Annotated in this window: 15 protein-coding genes; 6 read left to right on the top strand and 9 right to left on the bottom strand. The window is 71.7% G+C overall.

What is annotated here, in order from left to right; translation table 11 throughout:
- Positions 1 to 86: 86 nt before the first annotated feature.
- Positions 87 to 1,100: a fumarylacetoacetate hydrolase family protein gene (locus G9Q37_RS14710; protein ID WP_166228263.1), complete on the top strand. Its 1,014-nt coding sequence runs from the start codon at positions 87 to 89 to the stop codon at positions 1,098 to 1,100.
- 13 nt (positions 1,101 to 1,113) lie between these two features.
- On the opposite strand, the gene G9Q37_RS14705 is transcribed toward G9Q37_RS14710, so the two are convergent.
- Complete coding sequence (locus tag G9Q37_RS14705; RefSeq protein WP_166228261.1) at positions 1,114 to 1,467, bottom strand: TraR/DksA family transcriptional regulator; 354 nt, start codon at positions 1,465 to 1,467, stop codon at positions 1,114 to 1,116.
- 105 nt (positions 1,468 to 1,572) lie between these two features.
- Here G9Q37_RS14705 and G9Q37_RS14700 point away from each other — a divergent pair, with 105 nt between their 5' ends.
- Genes G9Q37_RS14700 through G9Q37_RS14690 form a run of 3 tightly spaced genes read left to right on the top strand, consistent with a single transcriptional unit; the run spans position 1,573 to position 4,507 of the window.
- Entirely contained in the window at positions 1,573 to 2,415 is an 843-nt protein-coding gene (locus G9Q37_RS14700) for an enoyl-CoA hydratase/isomerase family protein (RefSeq protein ID WP_205710655.1), read from the top strand.
- A 27-nt stretch (positions 2,416 to 2,442) separates the two neighbouring features.
- Positions 2,443 to 3,210 (top strand): PhaM family polyhydroxyalkanoate granule multifunctional regulatory protein, encoded by a 768-nt coding sequence (locus G9Q37_RS14695; protein ID WP_240936400.1) that lies wholly within the window; start codon positions 2,443 to 2,445, stop codon positions 3,208 to 3,210.
- A gap of 4 nt (positions 3,211 to 3,214) precedes the next feature.
- Positions 3,215 to 4,507 carry an FIST signal transduction protein gene (locus G9Q37_RS14690; RefSeq protein WP_166228259.1) on the top strand — a complete coding sequence of 431 codons (1,293 nt, stop codon included), beginning with the start codon at positions 3,215 to 3,217 and terminating at the stop codon, positions 4,505 to 4,507.
- A 20-nt stretch (positions 4,508 to 4,527) separates the two neighbouring features.
- Here the strand turns inward: G9Q37_RS14690 and G9Q37_RS14685 are convergent, their stop codons facing one another.
- The 5 genes from G9Q37_RS14685 to ssb all read right to left on the bottom strand — a co-directional run bounded on the left by G9Q37_RS14685 (position 4,528) and on the right by ssb (position 11,348).
- Positions 4,528 to 5,172, bottom strand: a complete 645-nt coding sequence (locus tag G9Q37_RS14685; protein WP_240936399.1) for a ProQ/FinO family protein — start codon at positions 5,170 to 5,172, stop codon at positions 4,528 to 4,530.
- A gap of 61 nt (positions 5,173 to 5,233) precedes the next feature.
- Entirely contained in the window at positions 5,234 to 7,477 is a 2,244-nt protein-coding gene (locus G9Q37_RS14680) for a PAS domain-containing hybrid sensor histidine kinase/response regulator (RefSeq protein WP_166228255.1), read from the bottom strand.
- Positions 7,474 to 9,708 (bottom strand): PAS domain-containing hybrid sensor histidine kinase/response regulator, encoded by a 2,235-nt coding sequence (locus tag G9Q37_RS14675; protein WP_166228253.1) that lies wholly within the window; start codon positions 9,706 to 9,708, stop codon positions 7,474 to 7,476. Before G9Q37_RS14675 ends, G9Q37_RS14680 begins: the two co-directional genes overlap by 4 nt.
- A gap of 249 nt (positions 9,709 to 9,957) precedes the next feature.
- A complete protein-coding gene (locus tag G9Q37_RS14670; RefSeq protein ID WP_166228251.1) occupies positions 9,958 to 10,617 on the bottom strand; it encodes a response regulator in 660 nt (219 codons plus the stop codon).
- A gap of 194 nt (positions 10,618 to 10,811) precedes the next feature.
- Positions 10,812 to 11,348, bottom strand: a complete 537-nt coding sequence (gene ssb / locus G9Q37_RS14665) for a single-stranded DNA-binding protein (RefSeq protein ID WP_166228249.1) — start codon at positions 11,346 to 11,348, stop codon at positions 10,812 to 10,814.
- 117 nt (positions 11,349 to 11,465) lie between these two features.
- Here ssb and G9Q37_RS14660 point away from each other — a divergent pair, with 117 nt between their 5' ends.
- The gene (locus G9Q37_RS14660; protein ID WP_166228247.1) at positions 11,466 to 12,824 is read left to right on the top strand and encodes a chloride channel protein; all 1,359 of its coding nucleotides are present in this window, start codon (positions 11,466 to 11,468) and stop codon (positions 12,822 to 12,824) included.
- Here the strand turns inward: G9Q37_RS14660 and G9Q37_RS14655 are convergent.
- Positions 12,810 to 13,988 (bottom strand): MFS transporter, encoded by a 1,179-nt coding sequence (locus G9Q37_RS14655; protein WP_166231335.1) that lies wholly within the window; start codon positions 13,986 to 13,988, stop codon positions 12,810 to 12,812. The genes G9Q37_RS14660 and G9Q37_RS14655 overlap by 15 nt on opposite strands.
- 155 nt (positions 13,989 to 14,143) lie before the next feature.
- Between G9Q37_RS14655 and uvrA the strand changes: the two genes are divergently transcribed.
- Positions 14,144 to 17,239 carry an excinuclease ABC subunit UvrA gene (gene uvrA / locus G9Q37_RS14650; RefSeq protein ID WP_166228245.1) on the top strand — a complete coding sequence of 1,032 codons (3,096 nt, stop codon included), beginning with the start codon at positions 14,144 to 14,146 and terminating at the stop codon, positions 17,237 to 17,239.
- Positions 17,240 to 17,264: 25 nt separating this feature from the next.
- Here uvrA and G9Q37_RS14645 read toward each other — a convergent pair whose 3' ends face one another.
- Positions 17,265 to 17,825, bottom strand: coding sequence for a hypothetical protein (locus G9Q37_RS14645; RefSeq protein ID WP_166228243.1), 561 nt, complete (start codon positions 17,823 to 17,825; stop codon positions 17,265 to 17,267).
- A gap of 17 nt (positions 17,826 to 17,842) precedes the next feature.
- Complete coding sequence (locus G9Q37_RS14640) at positions 17,843 to 19,051, bottom strand: DUF4382 domain-containing protein (RefSeq protein ID WP_166228241.1); 1,209 nt, start codon at positions 19,049 to 19,051, stop codon at positions 17,843 to 17,845.
- Positions 19,052 to 19,073: the final 22 nt, after the last annotated feature.

The raw sequence follows: 19,073 nt of genomic DNA, 5'->3' as shown, positions 1-19,073 counted from the left end.
ATTCGTAATTATGTGACGAAGCCCCGGTTCGGTGGGGCGGCGCTTCACCCAGCACACTTCACCCCCAACGGCAGCAGGAGAACGGCATGAAACTCGCCACCTACAAGGACGGCTCGCGCGACGGACAACTGGTGGTGGTCTCGCGCGACCTGAGCACGGCCCATTATGCGACCGGCATCGCGAACACCCTGCAGCGCGCGCTCGACGACTGGAACTTCATCGCCCCGCAGCTGCAGGACCTGTACGTCACGCTGAACCAGGGCAAGGCGCGCCATGCCTTCCCGTTCGATCCGGCCATGTGCATGGCGCCGCTGCCGCGCGCCTACCAGTGGGCCGACGGTTCGGCCTACATCAACCACGTGGAACTGGTGCGTGCCGCGCGCAACTCCGAGGTGCCGCACAGCTTCTACGAAGACCCGCTGATGTACCAGGGCGGCAGCGACGACTTCATCGGCCCGCAGGACGACGTGGTGTGCCCGAGCGAGGACTACGGCATCGACTTCGAGGCCGAGATCGCGGTGATCACGGGCGACGTGCCCATGACCGCCACGCCCGAGCAGGCCCTGGAAGGCGTGCGCCTGATCATGCTGGCCAACGACGTGTCGCTGCGCAACCTGATCCCGGCCGAACTCGCCAAGGGCTTCGGCTTCTTCCAGAGCAAGCCGGCCACGGCCTTCAGTCCGGTGGCGGTCACGCCCGACGAGCTCGGCGATGCCTGGCAGGGCGGTCGCGTGCACCTCACGCTGCAGAGCACCTGGAACGGCCGCAAGGTGGGCATGTGCGAAGCCGGCCCGGAGATGACCTTCCACTTCGGCCAGCTCATCGCCCACATCTGCAAGACGCGCAACGTGCGCGCCGGCTCCATCGTGGGCAGCGGCACGGTGAGCAACAAGGCGGTCACGGTCGACGGCCGCCAGGAATGGCCCAAGGGCTACAGCTGCATCGCCGAGAAGCGCGCGATCGAGACCATCCTCGACGGCAAGCCCTCGACCGCCTTCATGAAGTTCGGCGACACCATCCGCATCGAGATGAAGGGCAAGGACGGCCAGAGCGTGTTCGGCGCGATCGACCAGAAGATCGCCCCGCTCGCCAAGGCCTGAGGCCCCGGGCGCTTCACTCGGCCTGCGCCTGGCAGGCCACGCAGCGCTCGGCCGTGGGCTGGGCGTGCAGCCGGGCCGCCGGGATGGGCGCGCCGCATTGCAGGCACAGGCCGTAGCTGCCGTCGTGCACGCGCTCCAGTGCGCGTTCGATGGCCTGCAGCTCGGCCGTCTCACGTTCGCCGAGCTCGGCGCCGAGGTCGAAGGCGTCGTCGCGCACCAGGCCGCGATCGTCGGCGCGTTCGCGCTTGTCCGAGGCCGCTTCGGCCCGGCTGCGCGCGCCGCCGCGCTGGCCTTGCAGGCGCGCGAGCAACTCGTCGCGGCGCGTGACCAGCTGCAGGCGGAAGGTGTCGGAAACGGGTTTGCTCATGGAGGCCTCCTGAGCCCGCATGGTGAGGCCGCGGCGCGCGGCGCGGCTTGACGCAGGTCAAGCACAATGGCCCGCGTTCCGAATCAACACCCGAGGAGACCCCGCATGAGCCAGACCGTGGACTACGGCCGTTACCAGACGCTTGAGATCACCCGCCGCGGACCGCTGGTCAACGGCACGCCCAGCGTGCTCGACATCCGCATGCGCGCCGATGGCCCCGGCGGCAACGGCAAGCTGCCCACGGCCGGCCACGAGGGCCACTGGGAGCTCAGCGAGATCTGGCGCGACGTGGGGCGCGACGACACGGTGCGCGCGGCCGTGCTGCGCGGCAGCGGCATGGGCTTCTCGGGCGGCGGCGACCTGGCCCTGGTGCAGGACATGGCGACCGACTTCGAGGTGCGCTCGCGCGTGTGGAAGGAAGCACGCGACCTGGTCTACAACGTCATCAACTGCGACAAGCCCATCGTGAGCGCCATGCACGGCCCGGCCGTGGGCGCGGGCCTGGTGGCCGGTCTGCTGGCCGACATTTCGATTGCCGCGCGCAGCGCGAAGATCGTCGACGGCCACACGCGCCTGGGCGTGGCCGCGGGCGACCACGCGGCCATCGTGTGGCCGCTGCTGTGCGGCATGGCCAAGGCCAAGTACTACCTGATGCTGTGCGACGCGGTGAGCGGCGAAGAGGCCGAGCGCATCGGCCTGGTGTCGCTGGTGGTCGACGACGACCAGCTGCTGGACAAGGCCTACGAGGTGGCCGACCGCCTGGCCGGCGGCAGCGCGAGCGCGATCCGCTGGACCAAGTACTCGCTCAACAACTGGCTGCGCCAGGCGGGCCCGAGCTTCGACACCTCGCTCGCGCTGGAATTCATGGGTTTTGCCGGGCCCGACGTGCGTGAAGGTGTGGCATCCTTGCGCGAGCGCCGCGCGCCGCGCTACGGCGTCGACGGCTGATCCCCGGAACACCTCGAGGAGACTCCGATGAGCGATGCGTCGGCCCCTGGCTTCGGCAAGTTCGTGCCGGGTTTCGATTTCCTGCAGAACCTGGCCACGCAGGCCGCCGGCGGGCTGGCACAGGGCATCGGGCAGAACCTGCCCCAGATGCCCAACCTGAGCCACTGGGTCGCGCCCACCTTCAACGTCGAAGAGCTCGAGAAGCGCATCGAAGAGCTCAAGGCCGTGCACTTCTGGCTCGACCAGAACGCCAAGGCCCTGGGCGCGACCATCCAGGCGCTCGAGGTGCAGAAGATGACGCTGTCCACCCTGAAGTCGATGAACTTCAGCATGGGCGACGTGGCCAATGCGCTCAAGCTCAAGGCCGCCGACACCGTGGCCGGCTTCACCGCAGCGCCCGCGCCGGCCAGCAAGTTCGCCGGCCTCGAGGTGGCGCCGCGCCACAACAGCGCGGCCGACGCCCCCGCGAAGCCCGCGCGCAAGACCCGCAAGCCCGCGGCCAGGAAGGCCACGGCGGCGGCCGCACCGGCCCAGCCGGCCGGCGTGGTCGACCCGGTGCAGTGGTGGGGCGCGCTGTCGCAACAATTCCAGCAGATCGCCAGCAACGCCCTGAAGGACGTGGCCAAGCAGACCGCGCTCGACACCACGCGCCAGGTTGCCAGCGGCCTCGGCGGTGCCGCGGTGAAGACCGCCACCGGCCTGGCCGGCCAGGCCGCGCGCAAGGCCGCGCGTGCGCTCTCACCCACGCCCGCGAAGAAAGCCCCGCCGGCCCGCAAGGCCCGCGCCTCCCGCTGAACCGATGAAACGATTTCCCCACGCGCACGCCACGCACCCGCAGTGGCGCATGGCCGCGGCCATGGTGGTGGCGCAGTTGCGCGCCCAGATGGCCCTGCCCGATCACGCGAGCCAGCCCTCGCTGGGCCTGCTCTACATCACCGACCACTACGCCACCGAGGCCCAGGCCATCCTCGAATGCCTGAGCGCCGAACTGCCCGAGGTGACCGACTGGGCCGGCACCGTGGGCGTGGGGGTGTCGGCCAACAACGTCGAGTACTTCGACGAGCCCGCGATGGCGCTGATGCTGTGCGACCTGAGCCCCGACCAGTACCGCGTGTTCAGCGGTGTCGCGCCGCTCTCGGTGAGCGGCCGCGCCGACGCGGGCGACGGCTTTTCGGCCCACACGGCGCTGGTGCACGCCGACGGCGGCACGCCCGAGCTGGCCGAGCTGATCCACGAGATGGCCGAGCGCACCGGCAGCGGCTACCTGTTCGGCGGCCTGGCCGGCAGCCGCAGCGCCACGGTGCAGTTCGCACTCGGCAGCACCGGCAATCTCAGCGGCCAGGGCGCGGCCAGCGGCGTGTTCCACGGTGGCCTGAGCGGCGTGGCCTTCGCGCGCGGCGTGGACATCGTGTCGCGTGTGACCCAAGGGGCGCAGCCCGTCGCGCCCGAGCACCGGGTCACCGAGGCCGAAGGCAACCTGGTGCTGCGGCTGGACGGCGAGCCCGCGCTCGACGTGCTGCTGCGCGAGCTGCGCATCTCGCTTGACCACCCCGAGCACGCCATGCCGCGCCTGCGCAACACGCTGGTGGGGCTCACGCGCTCCGAACCCGATGGCGTGGAAGTGGGCGACAGCGAAGCCGCGCGCCTGCGCGGCGCCTTCGGGCAGGAGGTGCTGGTGCGGCACCTGATCGGCCTCGATCCGGCGCGCCGCGGCGTGGCGGTGGCCGATCTCGCGCCCGTGGGGACGCGGCTGGCGTTCTGCGAGCGCCACGTGCGGGCGGCCCGTGCCGACCTGGTGCGCGTGTGCGCCGAACTGCGCGAGGAGCTCGAACCCGAAGAGGTGCTGATCGGCAGCGGCGAGGCCGAGCTCGAGCTGTCGCCGCGGCCGGCGCGCAGCATCGCGGGCGCGGTGTACGTGAGCTGCGCGGGCCGCGGCGGTCCGCATTTCGGCGGGCCGAGCGCCGAGCTCCAGGTGGTGCGCCACGCGCTGGGCGACGTGCCGCTGGTGGGCTTTTTTGCCGGCGGCGAGATCGCCCACCACCGGCTCTACGGCTACACCGGCGTGCTCACGGTGTTCACGCGGCCGGCCTGAGGCCGGGGCGGATCAGCGGCTCATCGCCGTTGCCGCGCGCGCTCCAGCATGCGGCGGGCCTCGTCTTCGGCCAGGCCGTAGCCGCTGGCGAAGGCGGCCAGGTCTTGTCCGCTGGCCTCGAAGGCGCGCAGCAGCGCGGCCTCGCGCGCGATGCGCGCACTGGCTTCGTCGAGCGCGGCCTCGGTGACCGCGTTCAGCGCTTCGTCGCGGCCGCGCACCAGCACCGCGTAGGCCTCGCGGCCGAGCCCCGATTGTTCGAACGCGCGCGCGATGCGCTGCTGCAGCTGCGGGCGCAGGTCTTCGCTGCTGCGCTGCTGGCGGCGCCGGTGCACTTCGAGCAGCGCGTGGTGGCGCTGGTCGGGCGCCACCGCCTCGACCACCTGGCCGTCGAGCCCTCGGCGTGGCTGGCCCGAGCCCACGGCATTGAGGTAACGCGTGCTGCGCGTGTGCAGCGCGAGCGCGGCCTTGAGGTCTTCGGCCTTCACGGCGTCGCCGTGCGCGGCCAGCAGGTCTTCATAGATGCCGCGCTTGAGCGGGCGGGGTTCCTCGCCGAACAGCGCGGGGTGCCATGCCGCGAGCTGCGCGAGCAGCGGGTGGCGCGGGGCGGCGGGTGCCTGGGGCTTGGCGGGGCGCGGTCGGCGCGCGGGGCGGGAGGTCTGGGTCATGGGGGCAAGGGCGTCGAGCGCGAAGGCGCGATCATGCCAGCGCGGCGCGATCCGGCCGCGGTCAGGCCGCGAGCGCGCCCCGCAGGGCATTGGCGTCGACGGGTTTGTGCAGGAGGGGGAAGCCGAGTTCGGAGGCTTCCTGGATGCGCTGGGGGGAGGTGTCGCCGGTGAGGATGAAGGTGGGGACGGTGCGGCCCAGGCAGGCGTGCACGGCGGCGATGGCCTGCACGGCGGTGGTGTTGCCGCCCAGGCGGTAGTCGCTCAGGAGCAGGTCGATGTCGGCGGCGTGTTCGATGGCCAGCAGCACGGCCTGATCGGCGCTGGGGGCGCACCAGACGCGGTGGCCCCAGACCTGCAGGAGCTGCTGCATGCCCATGAGGACCTGCTCGTCGTCGTCGATGACGAGCACGTTGCGCTGGCCGGGCTGGGGGGCGGCGGGGGCCTCGGCGCCGGGGCGCAGGGGTGCGGGGTCGCAGGTGGGCAGGGTGATGGAGAAGGCCGAGCCGCGGCCCAGGGTGGAGCGCACCGTGAGGGGGGCGTCGAGCAGCCGGGCCGAGCGCTGCACGATGGACAGGCCCAGGCCCAGGCCGTGGGCCTCGTCGCGCGCGGCGCGGGACTGGCCGACCTGGTAGAACTCTTCGAAGATGGCGTCGAGCTGCTCGGGGGCGATGCCGATGCCGCTGTCGAAGACCTGGATCTCGATGTGGCCGGGGCGGCGTCGCGCGCCGAGCAGGATGCGGCCGTGCTGGGTGTAGCGCACGGCGTTGGCCACGAGGTTGGAGAGGATGCGGCGCAGCACGGTGGCGTCGGTGCGGACCCAGGCGGTGCAGGGGGCGGCGTGCAGGCGCAGGCCTTTTTCGCGGGCGAGGTCGGTGAACTCCTGCTCGAGCTCGGCGAAGAGGGGCTCGAGCGGGGTGGGTTCGAGCTGGACCTGCACGGCGTTGGCGTCCAGGCGGGAGACGTCGAGCAGCATGTTCAGGAGCTGGCCGAGGCTGTCCAGGGAGGACTGCATGCGGCGGCAGATCTCGGCGAGCTCGCCCTGGCGCACGGCGGGGGCCTGTGCCATGGCGCGCAGGGCGGAGAGGAACAGGCCCATGGCGTGGATGGGCTGGCGCAGGTCGTGGCTGGCGGCGGCGAGGAAGACGGACTTGCCGCGGTCGGCGGCCTCGGCGCGGTCCTTCTGCGAGCGCAGGTCCTCGATCAGCGTGTGGATGCGCGCCTGCGCCGCCTGGCGGTCGCGCATGTCGCGGATGACCACCGCGTGCAGGCGCTCGCCATCGCGCCACAACGAACGCGCCATGAGTTCGACCGGGATCGTGCCCTGCTGTTCGCTGTTGAGGAAGGCGTCGAGCAGGCGGTCGTCGGTGGCGAGCATCAGTTGCCGAACGGCGGGGCGGTCCACGGCGTCGAAGCGCTCCACCAGCGAGGTGCCCAGCAGCGCCGACACGCTCTGGCCCAGGAGCTTGCAGGCCGCGGGGTTGGCATCGAGGACGATGCCGTTCTCGTGGAACACCAGGCCCTCGGCGTTCGCACCGAAGAACTGGTTGAGCCGCGCCTCGGACTCCAGCAGCGCGGTCTGGGTCTCGTGCTGGCGCGTCACGTCCAGGGCCAGCGCGGCCGTGCCCAGGAACTGGCCGGTGCTGCTGTTGATGGGCACCAGCGACACGTCGACCCAGCGGGGCGTGCCATCGGGCCGGCGGATGCTGCGCCGGCAATCCACCGCGACGTTCTCGGTGGCCACCTTGTGCTGCAACTGCGCGCCGAGGTCGCCGGTGATGCCCAGCACGTCGGACACGTGCAGGCCCTGTTGCAGCCGGTCGACCTGCGCGTCCTGCTGCGCATAGGCACGGTTCGCGTACTGCAGCACGAGGTTGCGGTCGTAGAACGACATCATCACGGGCACGGCGTCGCAGAAGTTGCGCAGGAAGACTTGCTCCTCGCGCGCTTCGACGCAGCGGCGGTGGTGGCCCGAGAGGTCGACCAGCCAGGCCAGCCAGGCCTGCAGCGCGGGCTCGTGGCGCGCACACAGGCGCAGCTGCCGCCGCGAGGCGTGGCCCTGGGCCGCCGGCGTGAAGCAGGTGATGTCGGTCTCGAATTCGTCTTCGTTGTCCATGAAGTCGCGCACCCGGCCGGCGTCGGCGGGGTCGACGTGTTCGAGCCAGTCGCTGCCGTGGCGCATCAGGCCGAGCTGCTCGCGGCAGGGGTCGCTTTCGCAGATCAGCCGGCCGCTGTGGTCGAACAGCAGCACCATGCCGGGCAGCGAGCGCCAGAAGTCATGGTCGGTCGGCAGGGCGTCGCTGTTCATGCGGGCAGCGCCAGGGTGCCGAGCAGCGCATTGGCGTCGACGGGTTTGTGCAGGAGGGGGAAGCCGAGTTCGGAGGCTTCCTGGATGCGCTGTGGGGAGGTGTCGCCAGTGAGGATGAAGGTGGGGACGGTGCGGCCCAGGCAGGCGTGCACGGCGGCGATGGCCTGCACGGCGGTGGTGTTGCCGCCCAGGCGGTAGTCGCTGAGCAGCAGGTCGATGTCGGCGGCGTGTTCGATGGCCAGCAGCACGGCCTGATCGGCGCTGGGGGCGCACCAGACGCGGTGGCCCCAGACCTGCAGGAGCTGCTGCATGCCCATGAGGACCTGCTCGTCGTCGTCGATGACGAGCACGTTGCGCTGGCCGGGCTGGGGGGCGGCGGAGGCCTCGGCGCCCGGGCGGCGGGGCTCTGGGGCGCAGGCGGGCAGGGTGATGGAGAAGGCCGAGCCGCGGCCCAGGGTGGAGCGCACCGTGAGGGGGGCGTCGAGCAGCCGGGCCGAGCGCTGCACGATGGACAGGCCCAGGCCCAGGCCGTGGGCCTCGTCGCGCGCGGCGCGGGACTGGCCGACCTGGTAGAACTCTTCGAAGATGGCGTCGAGCTGCTCGGGTGCGATGCCGATGCCGCTGTCGAAGACCTGGATCTCGATGTGGCCGGGGCGGCGGCGCGCGCCGAGCAGGATGCGGCCGTGCTGGGTGTAGCGCACGGCGTTGGCCACGAGGTTGGAGAGGATGCGGCGCAGCACGGTGGCGTCGGTGCGGACCCAGGCGGTGCAGGGGGCGGCGTGCAGGCGCAGGCCTTTTTCGCGGGCGAGGTCGGTGAACTCCTGCTCGAGTTCGGCGAAGAGGGGCTCGAGCGGGGTGGGTTCGAGCTGGACCTGCACGGCGTTGGCGTCCAGGCGGGAGACGTCGAGCAGCATGTTCAGGAGCTGGCCGAGGCTGTCCAGGGAGGACTGCATGCGGCGGCAGATCTCGGCGAGCTCACCCTGGCGCACGGCGGGGGCCTGTGCCATGGCGCGCAGGGCGGAGAGGAACAGGCCCATGGCGTGGATGGGCTGGCGCAGGTCGTGGCTGGCGGCGGCGAGGAAGACGGATTTGCCGCGGTCGGCGGCCTCGGCGCGGTCCTTCTGCGAGCGCAGGTCCTCGATCAGCGTGTGGATGCGCGCCTGCGCCGCCTGGCGGTCGCGCATGTCGCGCAGCACGGTCATGCGCTGGCGCTCGTCCTGGTGCGTCATGGAGCGGCCGATGAGCTCGACCGGCACCGCCTGGCCGTGGCCGTCGAGCATCTGCGTTTCGATGGTGGTCTCGGCGCCGCTGTGGATGCGCAGGTGCGACCAGCGCCGGTTGGCGTCCTGCGGCAGCGACAGCGCAGAGCGCCCGATCAGCTCCGTGTGCGTGAGCGACAGGAGACGGCAGGCCGCGGGGTTGGCGTCGGTGATCACCCCGTCGCGGTGGAAGAACACGCCCTCGGCGCTGATTTCGAGGAAGCGCGCCAGGCGTTCCTGCGAGCGGCGCAGCGAGTCTTCGGCGAGGCGGCGCTCGGTCACGTCGGCCATCGCGACCACGAAGCCGCAGGTGCGGCCCTGGGCGTCCTGGTCACCCGCGATCGACACCTCGAAGTGGCGCAGGCGGCCCTGCGGCCCGCGGCGGCTGTAGGCGAGCATGAGGTTCTCGCCGCCCGCGCCGTAGGCGGGGATCACGCTTTCAAGCCAGCGCCGGTCCTCCTCCTGCAGGATCTCCTGCGCTGCCTTGCCCACGATCTCGTGCCGCTCGAAGCCCATCCAGCGCGCGAAGCTGTCGTTGGCGAACAGGCAGCGGGCTGCGGGCGGCGGGCCGAAGTAGGCCACCTGCATGGGCAACTGGTCGAACAGCAGGTGGATGCGTTCGCTCATCAGGCGCGCATCGAGCCGCTGCTGTTCCTGCGCCGTCACGTCCACCGCGTGGCAGGCATGGGCCTGCAGCGCGGGGTCCCAGGCACCCACGCAGCGCCAGTGGCCGAACCGGTGCTGTGCACCCGCGATCTCCAGCGCGATGTCCAGGTCTTGCGGGCGGGAGAGGGCGTCGAGCAGGCGGCAGCGGCTGTCGTCGCTCAGGTGCTGGCGCCAGTCGCCGTCGGTGCGCGGCCACTGCCGCTCCCAGCCGCTGGAGCAGGCCAGCACCGTCGCCGTGCGCGAGAGCAGCGCGGCCCGGCCGGGCAGCAGGGACCACAGCAGGAGGCGGGCGTCATGCAGCGGCATCGATCGGCTCCAGGGCTCCACGGCCCGGCCAGCGCGGCACCGTGGCGGCCGGCTGCCCGGGCGGTCCGTCACGGTGCCGGAGGTCGCCGCTCACATGGGGTGCCTCGTTGGCGGTTGGACGAACCGGGGGGCACTGAACGAATGTTCAGTGTGGGCGGCAGTATCCGGACGCGTCGGGTGCGTCCCAATAACGCGGCAGCAGTATTTCGAAACCATCGGTGTCCCCGGTGCCGCAGGGCGCTGCGTGGCTCAGAGGTTGGACTCGATGTCGGGCGCTTCCATGAGGCCCGACTGCATCGCGTAAGCGGCGATCTCGGCGCCGTTGTGCAGGCCGAGCTTGAGCATCACGTTCTGCCGGTGCTTGCGCGCGGTGAGCACGCTGATGTGCAGGCTGTCGGCGATTTCCTGGTTGGTGCTGCCGCGCGCGATGAGCCGCACGATCTGCTGCTCGCGCCGCGTGAGCGTCTGCGGCAGTCCGGTGGCGTTCGGGCGCTTGCTGGCCGAGCTGTCCAGGCCACGCGCCACCTGGGCGCTCACGTACTGGCGGCCCGTCATCACGGTCTGGATCGCGTCGAGCAGCTCCGAGCCCTGTTCGTGCTTGAGCACGAAGCCGTTGGCCCCGGCGCTGAAGGCATTGGCCACCGAGCCCGGGTACACGTTGCCCGTGACCACGAGGATGCGCACGGCCGGTGCGACCCGCCGCACCCGGCGCGCCACCTCGATGCCCGAGCTGTCGCTGAGCGCGAGGTCCAGCAGCAGCAGGTCGGGCTTGTGGAACTGCACCAGCAGCTCGACGTCGCTGCCCTTGGCGGTTTCGGCGACCAGTTGGAAGCCGCCCGCGGCCTGCAGCAGCATGGAAATGCCTTGACGCACCAAGGCGTGATCTTCGGCAACGACCACTCGAATCATGGTTGACCTCATCAGCAGGAATGCGCACGCGTCAGTACAACGCATGCATTCACCTTGTGGTGATGGACTCCCTTGGCTGATAGTACCTTGGTATGAATTCGTATCGCTGGACGTATGGGGGAAGATCGGGAAAAAACCCACAAAAAAGCCCATCGCGTTGCAGCGATGGGCCAGATTACGCGCTTTGCGGGAAATCAGAAAGGAATGTCATCGTCCATATCGTCGAAGCCACTCGACTGACGGGCCGGTGCGGGCGCGGGGGCGGCCGGGGCCTGGCGCGGGGCGGCCGCGGCCGGGCGGCCACCGCCGCCACCGCCGCCACCGCCGCCACCGCCGGTGTTGCGGGCGTAGCCGCCACCACCGCCACCGCCTTCGTCCTGGCCGCCGCCCATGCCTTCGCGGCCACCGAGCAATTGCAGTTCGGTGGCGATGATGTCCACCGTGTTGCGCTCGACGCCGGACTGGTCGGTGTACTTGCCGTACTTGAGGCGGCCTTCGACGTAGATCGGGCGGCCCTTCTTGACGTACTCGCCCGCGATCTCGGCGAGGCGGTCGTAGAAGGTGACGCGGTGCCATTGCGTGTCTTCCACCGTCTCACCGCTGTTGCGGTCCTTGCGGCGGCTGGAGGTGGCCACGCTCACGTTGGCCACGGCCTGGCCCGAGGGCAGGTAGCGGATCTCGGGGTCGCGGCCGCAGTTGCCGACGAGGATGACTTTGTTGACGGATGCCATGGCGGGAAGTCCTGAGGGTGCGTGCGCGTGGTCGCGCGGGAAAACCGGTCGGCCATTGTGCCGCAAGCCGGTCGCGCGCCAGGTGGCCGCACGCGGGGCTTCTACACTGTCCGGCTCATGAAGGGCGAACCCGATTTTCTCCAGAACCTGCGCGCCGAGATCGGCAGCGGCCGGCACTGGCTGGACCGCGTGACCGTGCTGGTCTACGCGGTGCTCGCGGGCCTGGCCGTGGTGGCGCTCACCGTGCTTGCCGACGCCGCCACCGCCTTCTACAACGGGCTGCGACAGCTCGCCTGGTGGGCGCCGCTGGTCTGGACGCCGGCGGTCACGGCCTCCGTCGTGTGGGCGGTGCGGCGCTGGGCGCCGGGCGCGGGCGGCTCGGGCGTGCCGCAGGTGCTGGTGGCGCTCGACCCCGCCACACCGATCGCGGCGCGCTCGCGCTTCGTCTCGCTCAAGGTGAGCATCGCCAAGGTGCTGGCGGTGTCGGGCGCGCAACTGGCCGGGCTGTCGGTGGGGCGGCAGGGGCCGTCGGTGCAGGTGGCCGCAGGCGTGATGTTGCACGCGCGGCGCTGGCTCTCGCCGGGCTCGGGCATCAGCGATCGCGAGCTGCTCGTGGCCGGCGGCGCGGCCGGCATCGCCGCGGCCTTCAACACGCCGCTGGGCGGCATCGTGTTCGCCATCGAAGAGCTGTCGCGGCGCATCACCGAGCGCAGCAGCGGCCTGATGCTCACCGCCATCGTGATCGCCGGCCTGGTGGCGGTGTCGGCCTTCGGCAACCTCTCGACGTTCGGCCGCGTGAGCACGGCCGGCGTGTCGTGGTGGGCGCTGCTCGGCCCGGGGCTGTTGGTGGCCATCGCCTGCGGCCTCATCGGCGGCCTGCTCTCGCGGCTGATGCTGGCCTCGTTCCGCGGCACGCCCGACCGCTTCTGCGCCTACCGCCGCAAGCGCCCGGTGGCGTTCGCGGCGCTGTGCGGCCTGGCTGTGGGCGTGATCGCGGTGGTCAGCGGCGGCAGCGCGGTGGGCGTGGGCCACGAACACACCCGGGCCTTGCTGGACGCCGGCGGCGACGCCACGGCGGCCCACCAGCCGCTGCTGTTCACCTTTCTGAAGTTCACCGCCTCCTGGCTGTCGGCCTGGGCCGGTGTGCCGGGCGGGGTGTTCGGCCCCAGCCTCTCGCTGGGCGCGGGCGTGGCGGCCGATGTGGCCTGGCTGCTGGGCTTGCCCCACGGCACGGCGCTGATCGCGCTCGGCATGTGTGCGCTGCTCGCCGCGGTCACGCAGGCCCCGATCACGGCCATGATCATCGTGATGGAGATGACCGAAGGCCACAGCATGGTGCTGAGCCTGATCGCCTGCGCGCTGCTCGCGAGCCTGGTCTCGCGCATGATCAGCCGGCCGCTCTACAGCACCATGGCGCAGCTCATGATGCGCCCGCTGCGCGAGCCCGCCGACGAAGGCGCTTCAGCGCCGCGCTGAGTCGAGCGCCATGGGCTTCATGGGCCAGGCGGCGATGAGCCACAGCACCACCAGCGCGGTGCTCAGCGCGAAGATGCCCACCGGCCCCCAGACCCGTGCCACCACGCCGCCCACCGCGCCGCCGGCAAAAATGCCCAGCGACATCAGCGTGTTGTAGATGCCCAGCGCGGTGCCACGCTGCTGCGCGGGCGCCAGGCGCGAAACCAGGCTGGGCTGGCCCGCCTCCTGGGTGTTGAAGCCCACGAAGTACAGGCACAGCAGCACGCCCAGCACCGCCAGGCTGGGCGCGTGCAACTGGCCGATGAAGCCGAGCTGCACCAGGCCGATCAGGGCGATCGCGCCCAGGTACACGGCGCGGAACAGCCCCTTGCGCTCGAGGCGGAACAGCAGGCCGCCCACGATCAGCAGCGAGGCCAGCACGGCCGGCAGGTAGACCTGCCAGTGCTGCGCGGTGGGCAGCCCGGCCTGCACCAGCAGCGCCGGCACCGAGAGCCAGGTCATGATCTGCGCGGCGTGCAGCACGAACACGCCCAGGTCCACGCGCAGCAGCTCGGTGTTGCGCAGCACCTCGGCCAGGCGCGCACGCGGCGCGCCCGGGGCGTGCACCGGCTCGGGCGGAACCACCCAGGCCACCACCGCCATGGCGGTGAGCGACAGGCCGGCCGTGACCGCGAACAGGCCCGACAGGCCCACCCAGCTCACCAGCAGCGGCGCCGCCACCAGCGACAGCGCGAACATGAGCGCGATGCTGATGCCCACCAGCGCCATGGCCTTGGTGCGCACCGCGTCGCGCGTGAGGTCGGCCAGCAGCGCCGTGACCGCGGCCGACACCGCGCCCGCGCCCTGCAGCGCCCGGCCCGCCACCAGCCAGGCCATGGTGGGCGCCCAGGCCGCCACCACGCTGCCCAGCACGAACAGCGCGAGCCCGGCCAGGATCACCGGCTTGCGGCCCAGGCGGTCCGAGGCCATGCCCAGCGGCACCTGCAGCAGCGCCTGCGTGAGGCCGTAGATGCCCATGGCCAGGCCCACCAGCGCCGGGTCGTCGCCGCCCGGGTAGTGCCGCGCCTGCAGCGCGAAAACCGGCAGCACGATGAACAGGCCCAGCATGCGCAGCGCGTACACGCCGGCCAGCGCGGCGCTGCTGCGGCGCTCGGCCGGGGTCATGCGCTGCGGCGTGGGGCCCGCGGAGGCGGTGTCGGGGGAGGCGGTGCGCGAGGAGCTCAAGGGAACGGCGAGGGAGCGGGAGGTCAGCCGCGTATTGTCGATCAAGGCGGCGGGCCGTCCGGGGTGGCCGGCCCGGCCGACGGCCGCGGCTTATCATGCCGGGTTGTCTCCGACGCCCCCCGGACATCTTGAATTCCTACCCGCCCACCGACCGGCCCGCCGACGCTCCCACCGTCCATGAGGCCGATGCACGCTACCTCGGTGAAGCGCTGCGCCAGCGCAGCGCCGTGCTCTCGGTGCGCGGCGCGCGCACGCACAACCTCAAGAACATCGATCTCGACCTGCCCAAGCACCGGCTGGTCGTGATCACCGGCCTGTCGGGCTCGGGCAAGTCCAGCCTGGCCTTCGACACCCTCTACGCCGAGGGCCAGCGCCGCTACGTGGAAAGCCTCTCGGCCTATGCGCGGCAGTTCCTGCAGCTCATGGACAAGCCCGACGTCGACCTGATCGAAGGCCTGGCGCCGGCGATCGCGATCGAGCAGAAGGCCACCAGCCACAACCCGCGCTCCACCGTGGGCACGGTGACCGAGATCCACGACTACCTGCGCCTGCTCTACGCGCGCGCCGGCACGCCGCACTGCCCCGACCACGACCTGCCGCTGGCCGCGCAGAGCGTGGCCCAGATGGTCGACACCACGCTCGCGCTGCCCGAGGGCACGCGGCTCATGATCCTGGCCCCCGTGGCACGCGCCCGAAAGGGCGAGTTCACCGAGCTGTTCGCCGACATGCAGACCCAGGGCTACGTGCGTTTCCGCGTTGACGGCCAGGTGATCGAGGCCGACCAGCTGCCCACGCTGCGCAAGAACGACAAGCACGACATCGACGTGGTGATCGACCGCCTGAAGGTGCGCGCCGCGGGCGAAGACGACGCCGCGCACCCGCAGCGCCAGCGCCTGGCCGAAAGCTTCGAGGCCGCCCTGCGCCTGGCCGACGGCCGCGCCATCGCGCTCGACACCGACAGCGGCGCCGAGCACGCTTTCTCCGCGCGCTTCGCCTGCCCGCTGTGCCACTACACCGTGAGCGAGCTCGAGCCGCGGCTGTTCTCGTTCAACTCGCCCATCGGCGCCTGCGTCACCTGCGACGGCCTGGGCCACACCGAGTTCTTCGATCCCGCGCGCATCGTCGCCTTTCCCTCGCTGAGCCTGGCCAGCGGCGCCATCAAGGGCTGGGACCGCCGCAACGGCCACTACTACGCGCTCATCGAAAGCCTGGCCGCGCACTACGGCTTCGATCCCGAAGCGCCCTGGGAAGACCTGCCCGAGGCGGTGCGCCAGGTGGTGCTGCACGGCTCGGGCGACGAAGCCGTGCGCTTCAGCTACGCGCTCGACGGCGGCGAACGCGGCGGCAAGAAAGTCAACAAGAAGCACCCCTTCGAAGGCGTGGTGCACAACTTCGAGCGCCGCTGGCGCGAGACCGACAGCATCACCGTGCGCGAAGAGCTCGCGCGCTACCGCGCGAGCCAGCCCTGCCCCGACTGCGGCGGCGCTCGGCTGCGCCGCGAGGCGCGCCACGTGTTCGTGGGCGAAGGCGCGCAGCGCCGCGCCATCCACCAGATCGGCCACGTCACACTCGGCGAGGCGCAGCAGTGGTTCGCCGAGCTCGTCATGCCCGGCGCCAAGGGCGAGATCGCGGCGCGCGTGATCCAGGAAATCCGCCAGCGCCTGAAGTTCCTCAACAACGTGGGCCTGAACTACCTGAGCCTCGAACGCAGCGCCGACACGCTGTCGGGCGGCGAGGCGCAGCGCATCCGGCTCGCGAGCCAGATCGGCAGCGGGCTCACGGGCGTGATGTACGTGCTCGACGAGCCCAGCATCGGCCTGCACCAGCGCGACAACGACCGCCTCATCGCCACCCTGCAGCACCTGCGCGACCTCGGCAATTCGGTCATCGTGGTCGAGCACGACGAGGACATGATCCGCGCCGCCGACCACATCGTCGACATGGGCCCGGGCGCGGGCGTGCACGGCGGCCGCGTGATGGCCCAGGGCAGCTACGCCGAGGTGCTGGCCAGCCCCGACTCGCTCACCGGCCAGTACCTGAGCGGCGCGCGCCGCATCGAGGTGCCCGCGCAGCGCACCGCGTGGCAGCCGCCCGCCTCCGCCGCCTCCGCCGCGCGCGCCGAAGAACCCGCGGCGCGCCGGCCGCGGTTCCCGGCCGGCCCGCGCGCCGCCGCGCCCGCGCCGGCCGCGGCCACGGGCGGCGCCGCGCTGCGCGTGGTGGGTGCGCGGGGCAACAACCTGCGCAACGTGAGCGTCGACATCCCGGTCGGCCTCTTCACCTGCGTCACGGGCGTGTCGGGCTCGGGCAAGTCCACGCTGGTCAACGACACGCTGTACGCCGCGGTGGCGCGCACGCTCTACCGCTCACACGACGAGCCCGCGCCGCACGACGCGATCGAGGGCATCGAAGGCTTCGACAAGGTCATCAACGTCGACCAGTCGCCCATCGGCCGCACGCCGCGCAGCAACCCGGCCACCTACACCGGCCTGTTCACCGGCATCCGCGAGCTCATGGTCGAGGTGCCCACCGCACGCGAACGCGGCTACGGCCCGGGCCGTTTCTCGTTCAACGTGGCGGGCGGCCGCTGCGAGGCCTGCCAGGGCGACGGCGTGGTCAAGGTCGAGATGCACTTCCTGCCCGACGTCTACGTGCCCTGCGAGGTCTGCCACGGCCAGCGCTACAACCGCGAAACGCTCGAGGTGCTCTACAAGGGCCGCAACATCGCGCAGATCCTGGCCATGACGGTGGAGCAGGCACACGACTTCTTCAGCGCCGTGCCCACGCTGCGGCGCAAGCTGCAGACCCTGCTCGACGTGGGCCTGAGCTACATCCAGCTCGGCCAGGCCGCCACCACGCTGTCGGGCGGCGAGGCGCAGCGCGTGAAGCTCGCGCTCGAACTCAGCAAGCGCGACACCGGCCGCACGCTCTACATCCTCGACGAGCCCACCACCGGCCTGCACTTTGCCGACATCGAGCTGCTGCTCAAGGTGCTGCACCAATTGCGCGACGCGGGCAACACCATCGTCGTGATCGAGCACAACCTCGACGTCATCAAGACCGCCGACTGGGTGATCGACATGGGCCCCGAAGGGGGCTCGGGCGGCGGCACGGTGGTGGCGCAGGGCACGCCCGAGCAGGTCGCGGCCTGCCCCGACAGCCACACCGGCCGCTACCTCGCGCGGCTGCTCTGAGCGGCGCGCGGTGCGGCGGCCGGCCTCAGAGCCGGCCCAGGTCGTCGATGGCGTCGATCACCAAGCCCGTGCCCACGGCGATCAGCAGGATGTCGGTGGCCACGCGCACGAACTTGTGGCCGGCCGGCGGCGTGCCCAGGCGGATCGCGATGTCGGCGGGCACCGGGTAGTAGACGACGTCGCGCGGCAGCGGGTAGCCGGTGCGCCACTTCTTGGCCTGGCCCGGCGGCATGCAGCCGTTGCGCTTCTTGGCCAGACCCGGCGGGCAATGGCCGGCGCGGAACTGCGGCTCGTAGTACTCGACCACGGCGCGCCGCTGCGGCGCGGTGAAATAGCTGCCGATCTGGATGTTGACCGACACGTTGGTGCGGTCGCCGCCCGAGACGGCGCGGCGCGGCCCGTCGTCGCGCTCGCCGCGGAACTCGCGTTCGCCGCGGCCCTCGCGCTCGGGCTTGTGCTTGTGTTCCTTGTGCTTGCCGCCGCCGGCGTGCTCGGGCTTTTCGGCCAGGGCCGGCGCGGCGCCCAGCGCCAGTGCCAGGCCCAGCGCCAGGGTGTTCAGCAGGGCGTGGGGGATGTATCGGGTCATGTCGAAAACTCCGGGTGTCAAGGGAAGGCGAAATCCTGGTTCACGGTGGCGCCCGCGCCCGCGCTCAGGGGACCGGCGGTCTTGGCGCTGCCGCCCGTGGTGGCGCGCAGCTCGAAGCGGCCCGCGGCCGCGTTGTCGGCGTTGAAACTCAGGCTGGCGCCGGCCGCGTGCTGGGCCACACGCGGGGCCTCCACGGCAACGCCGCCATAGGCATAGGCGCCCGTGACGGCGTTGACGCGGCGGTCCACCAGCGTGACCACGTCGCCGCTGGTGAGGGACTGGCGCAGCGCGACGTCGGCCTCGATCTCGGTGGGCGTGGGGGTGATGGTGACAGTGCCGGTGAAGGCCGCGCTGGCCGAGGCGGGCGGGTCGATGCGTTCGCCCGCGGGCGCCACGCGCGCGAGCTGGCCGCTGAAGACCAGCAGATTGCGCACCGCGGCGGTGGCGCGCCCCGGCGTGGCCACCACCAGGGTGTACTCGCCGGGCTCCACCGGCTGCAGCTTGAAGGCGCCATTGGCGTCGGGCACGGTGGCGCGGCGCACCTCGCCGTTCTGCTGCAGCGACACCGTGGCGCCGGCCGCCGCCGCGGCCAGCGAGACCTCGCCCGTCACGCCGGTGTCCACGCGCGGCAGCGTGCGCAGCACCGGCTTGAGCAGGTACTGGCCCGAGCTGCCCGCCACCACCACCGACTTGCAGGCGTCGAAGTCCAGCACCACGTCGGTCAGGCCATTGGGCTGCACGTCCAGGCTGGTGTTGATCTTCAGGCCCGAGGTCTGGCCGCTCGGCGTCTTCAGCGGCACCCGCACGCCCGGGTTGCCCGAGAGCACGATCCAGTTGCGGTCGGCGAGCACGCCGGTGTTGGCGTCGAGCACCAGGCGCAGCTGGGTGTAGCGGCCCGCGGGCAGGCGGGTCTGGCCGAGCTCGAGCAGCGCACCGTTGGTGTAGTCCAGCAGGTCCACGGTGAGCGGCGGGCTCACCGGGATCGATTGCCAGCCCGGGTCGTTGTCGGCCGCGGCGTTCTGGTTCACGCGCACCTCGCGCACCGTCACCACCACCTCGTCGTAGCCGCAGGCGGGGTTGTCGGTGAGCGCCACGCGCAGGGTACCGCTGCCGGCCGAGCCGCCGCCCCCGCCGCCGCCCCCGCCGCCGCCGCAGGCCACCAGCAGCGCCGCCAGGCCGCCCAGGAGGAGGGCCTTGAGGCCGGTTTTCAGGTTCGGGATGTTCATGGGCATGTCTCCTGTCGCAGGC

Origin of the sequence: Hydrogenophaga crocea (assembly GCF_011388215.1) — a bacterium.
Classification (GTDB): Bacteria; Pseudomonadota; Gammaproteobacteria; order Burkholderiales; family Burkholderiaceae_C; genus Hydrogenophaga; species Hydrogenophaga crocea.
This window is presented reverse-complemented; position numbering and strand designations above follow the sequence as displayed.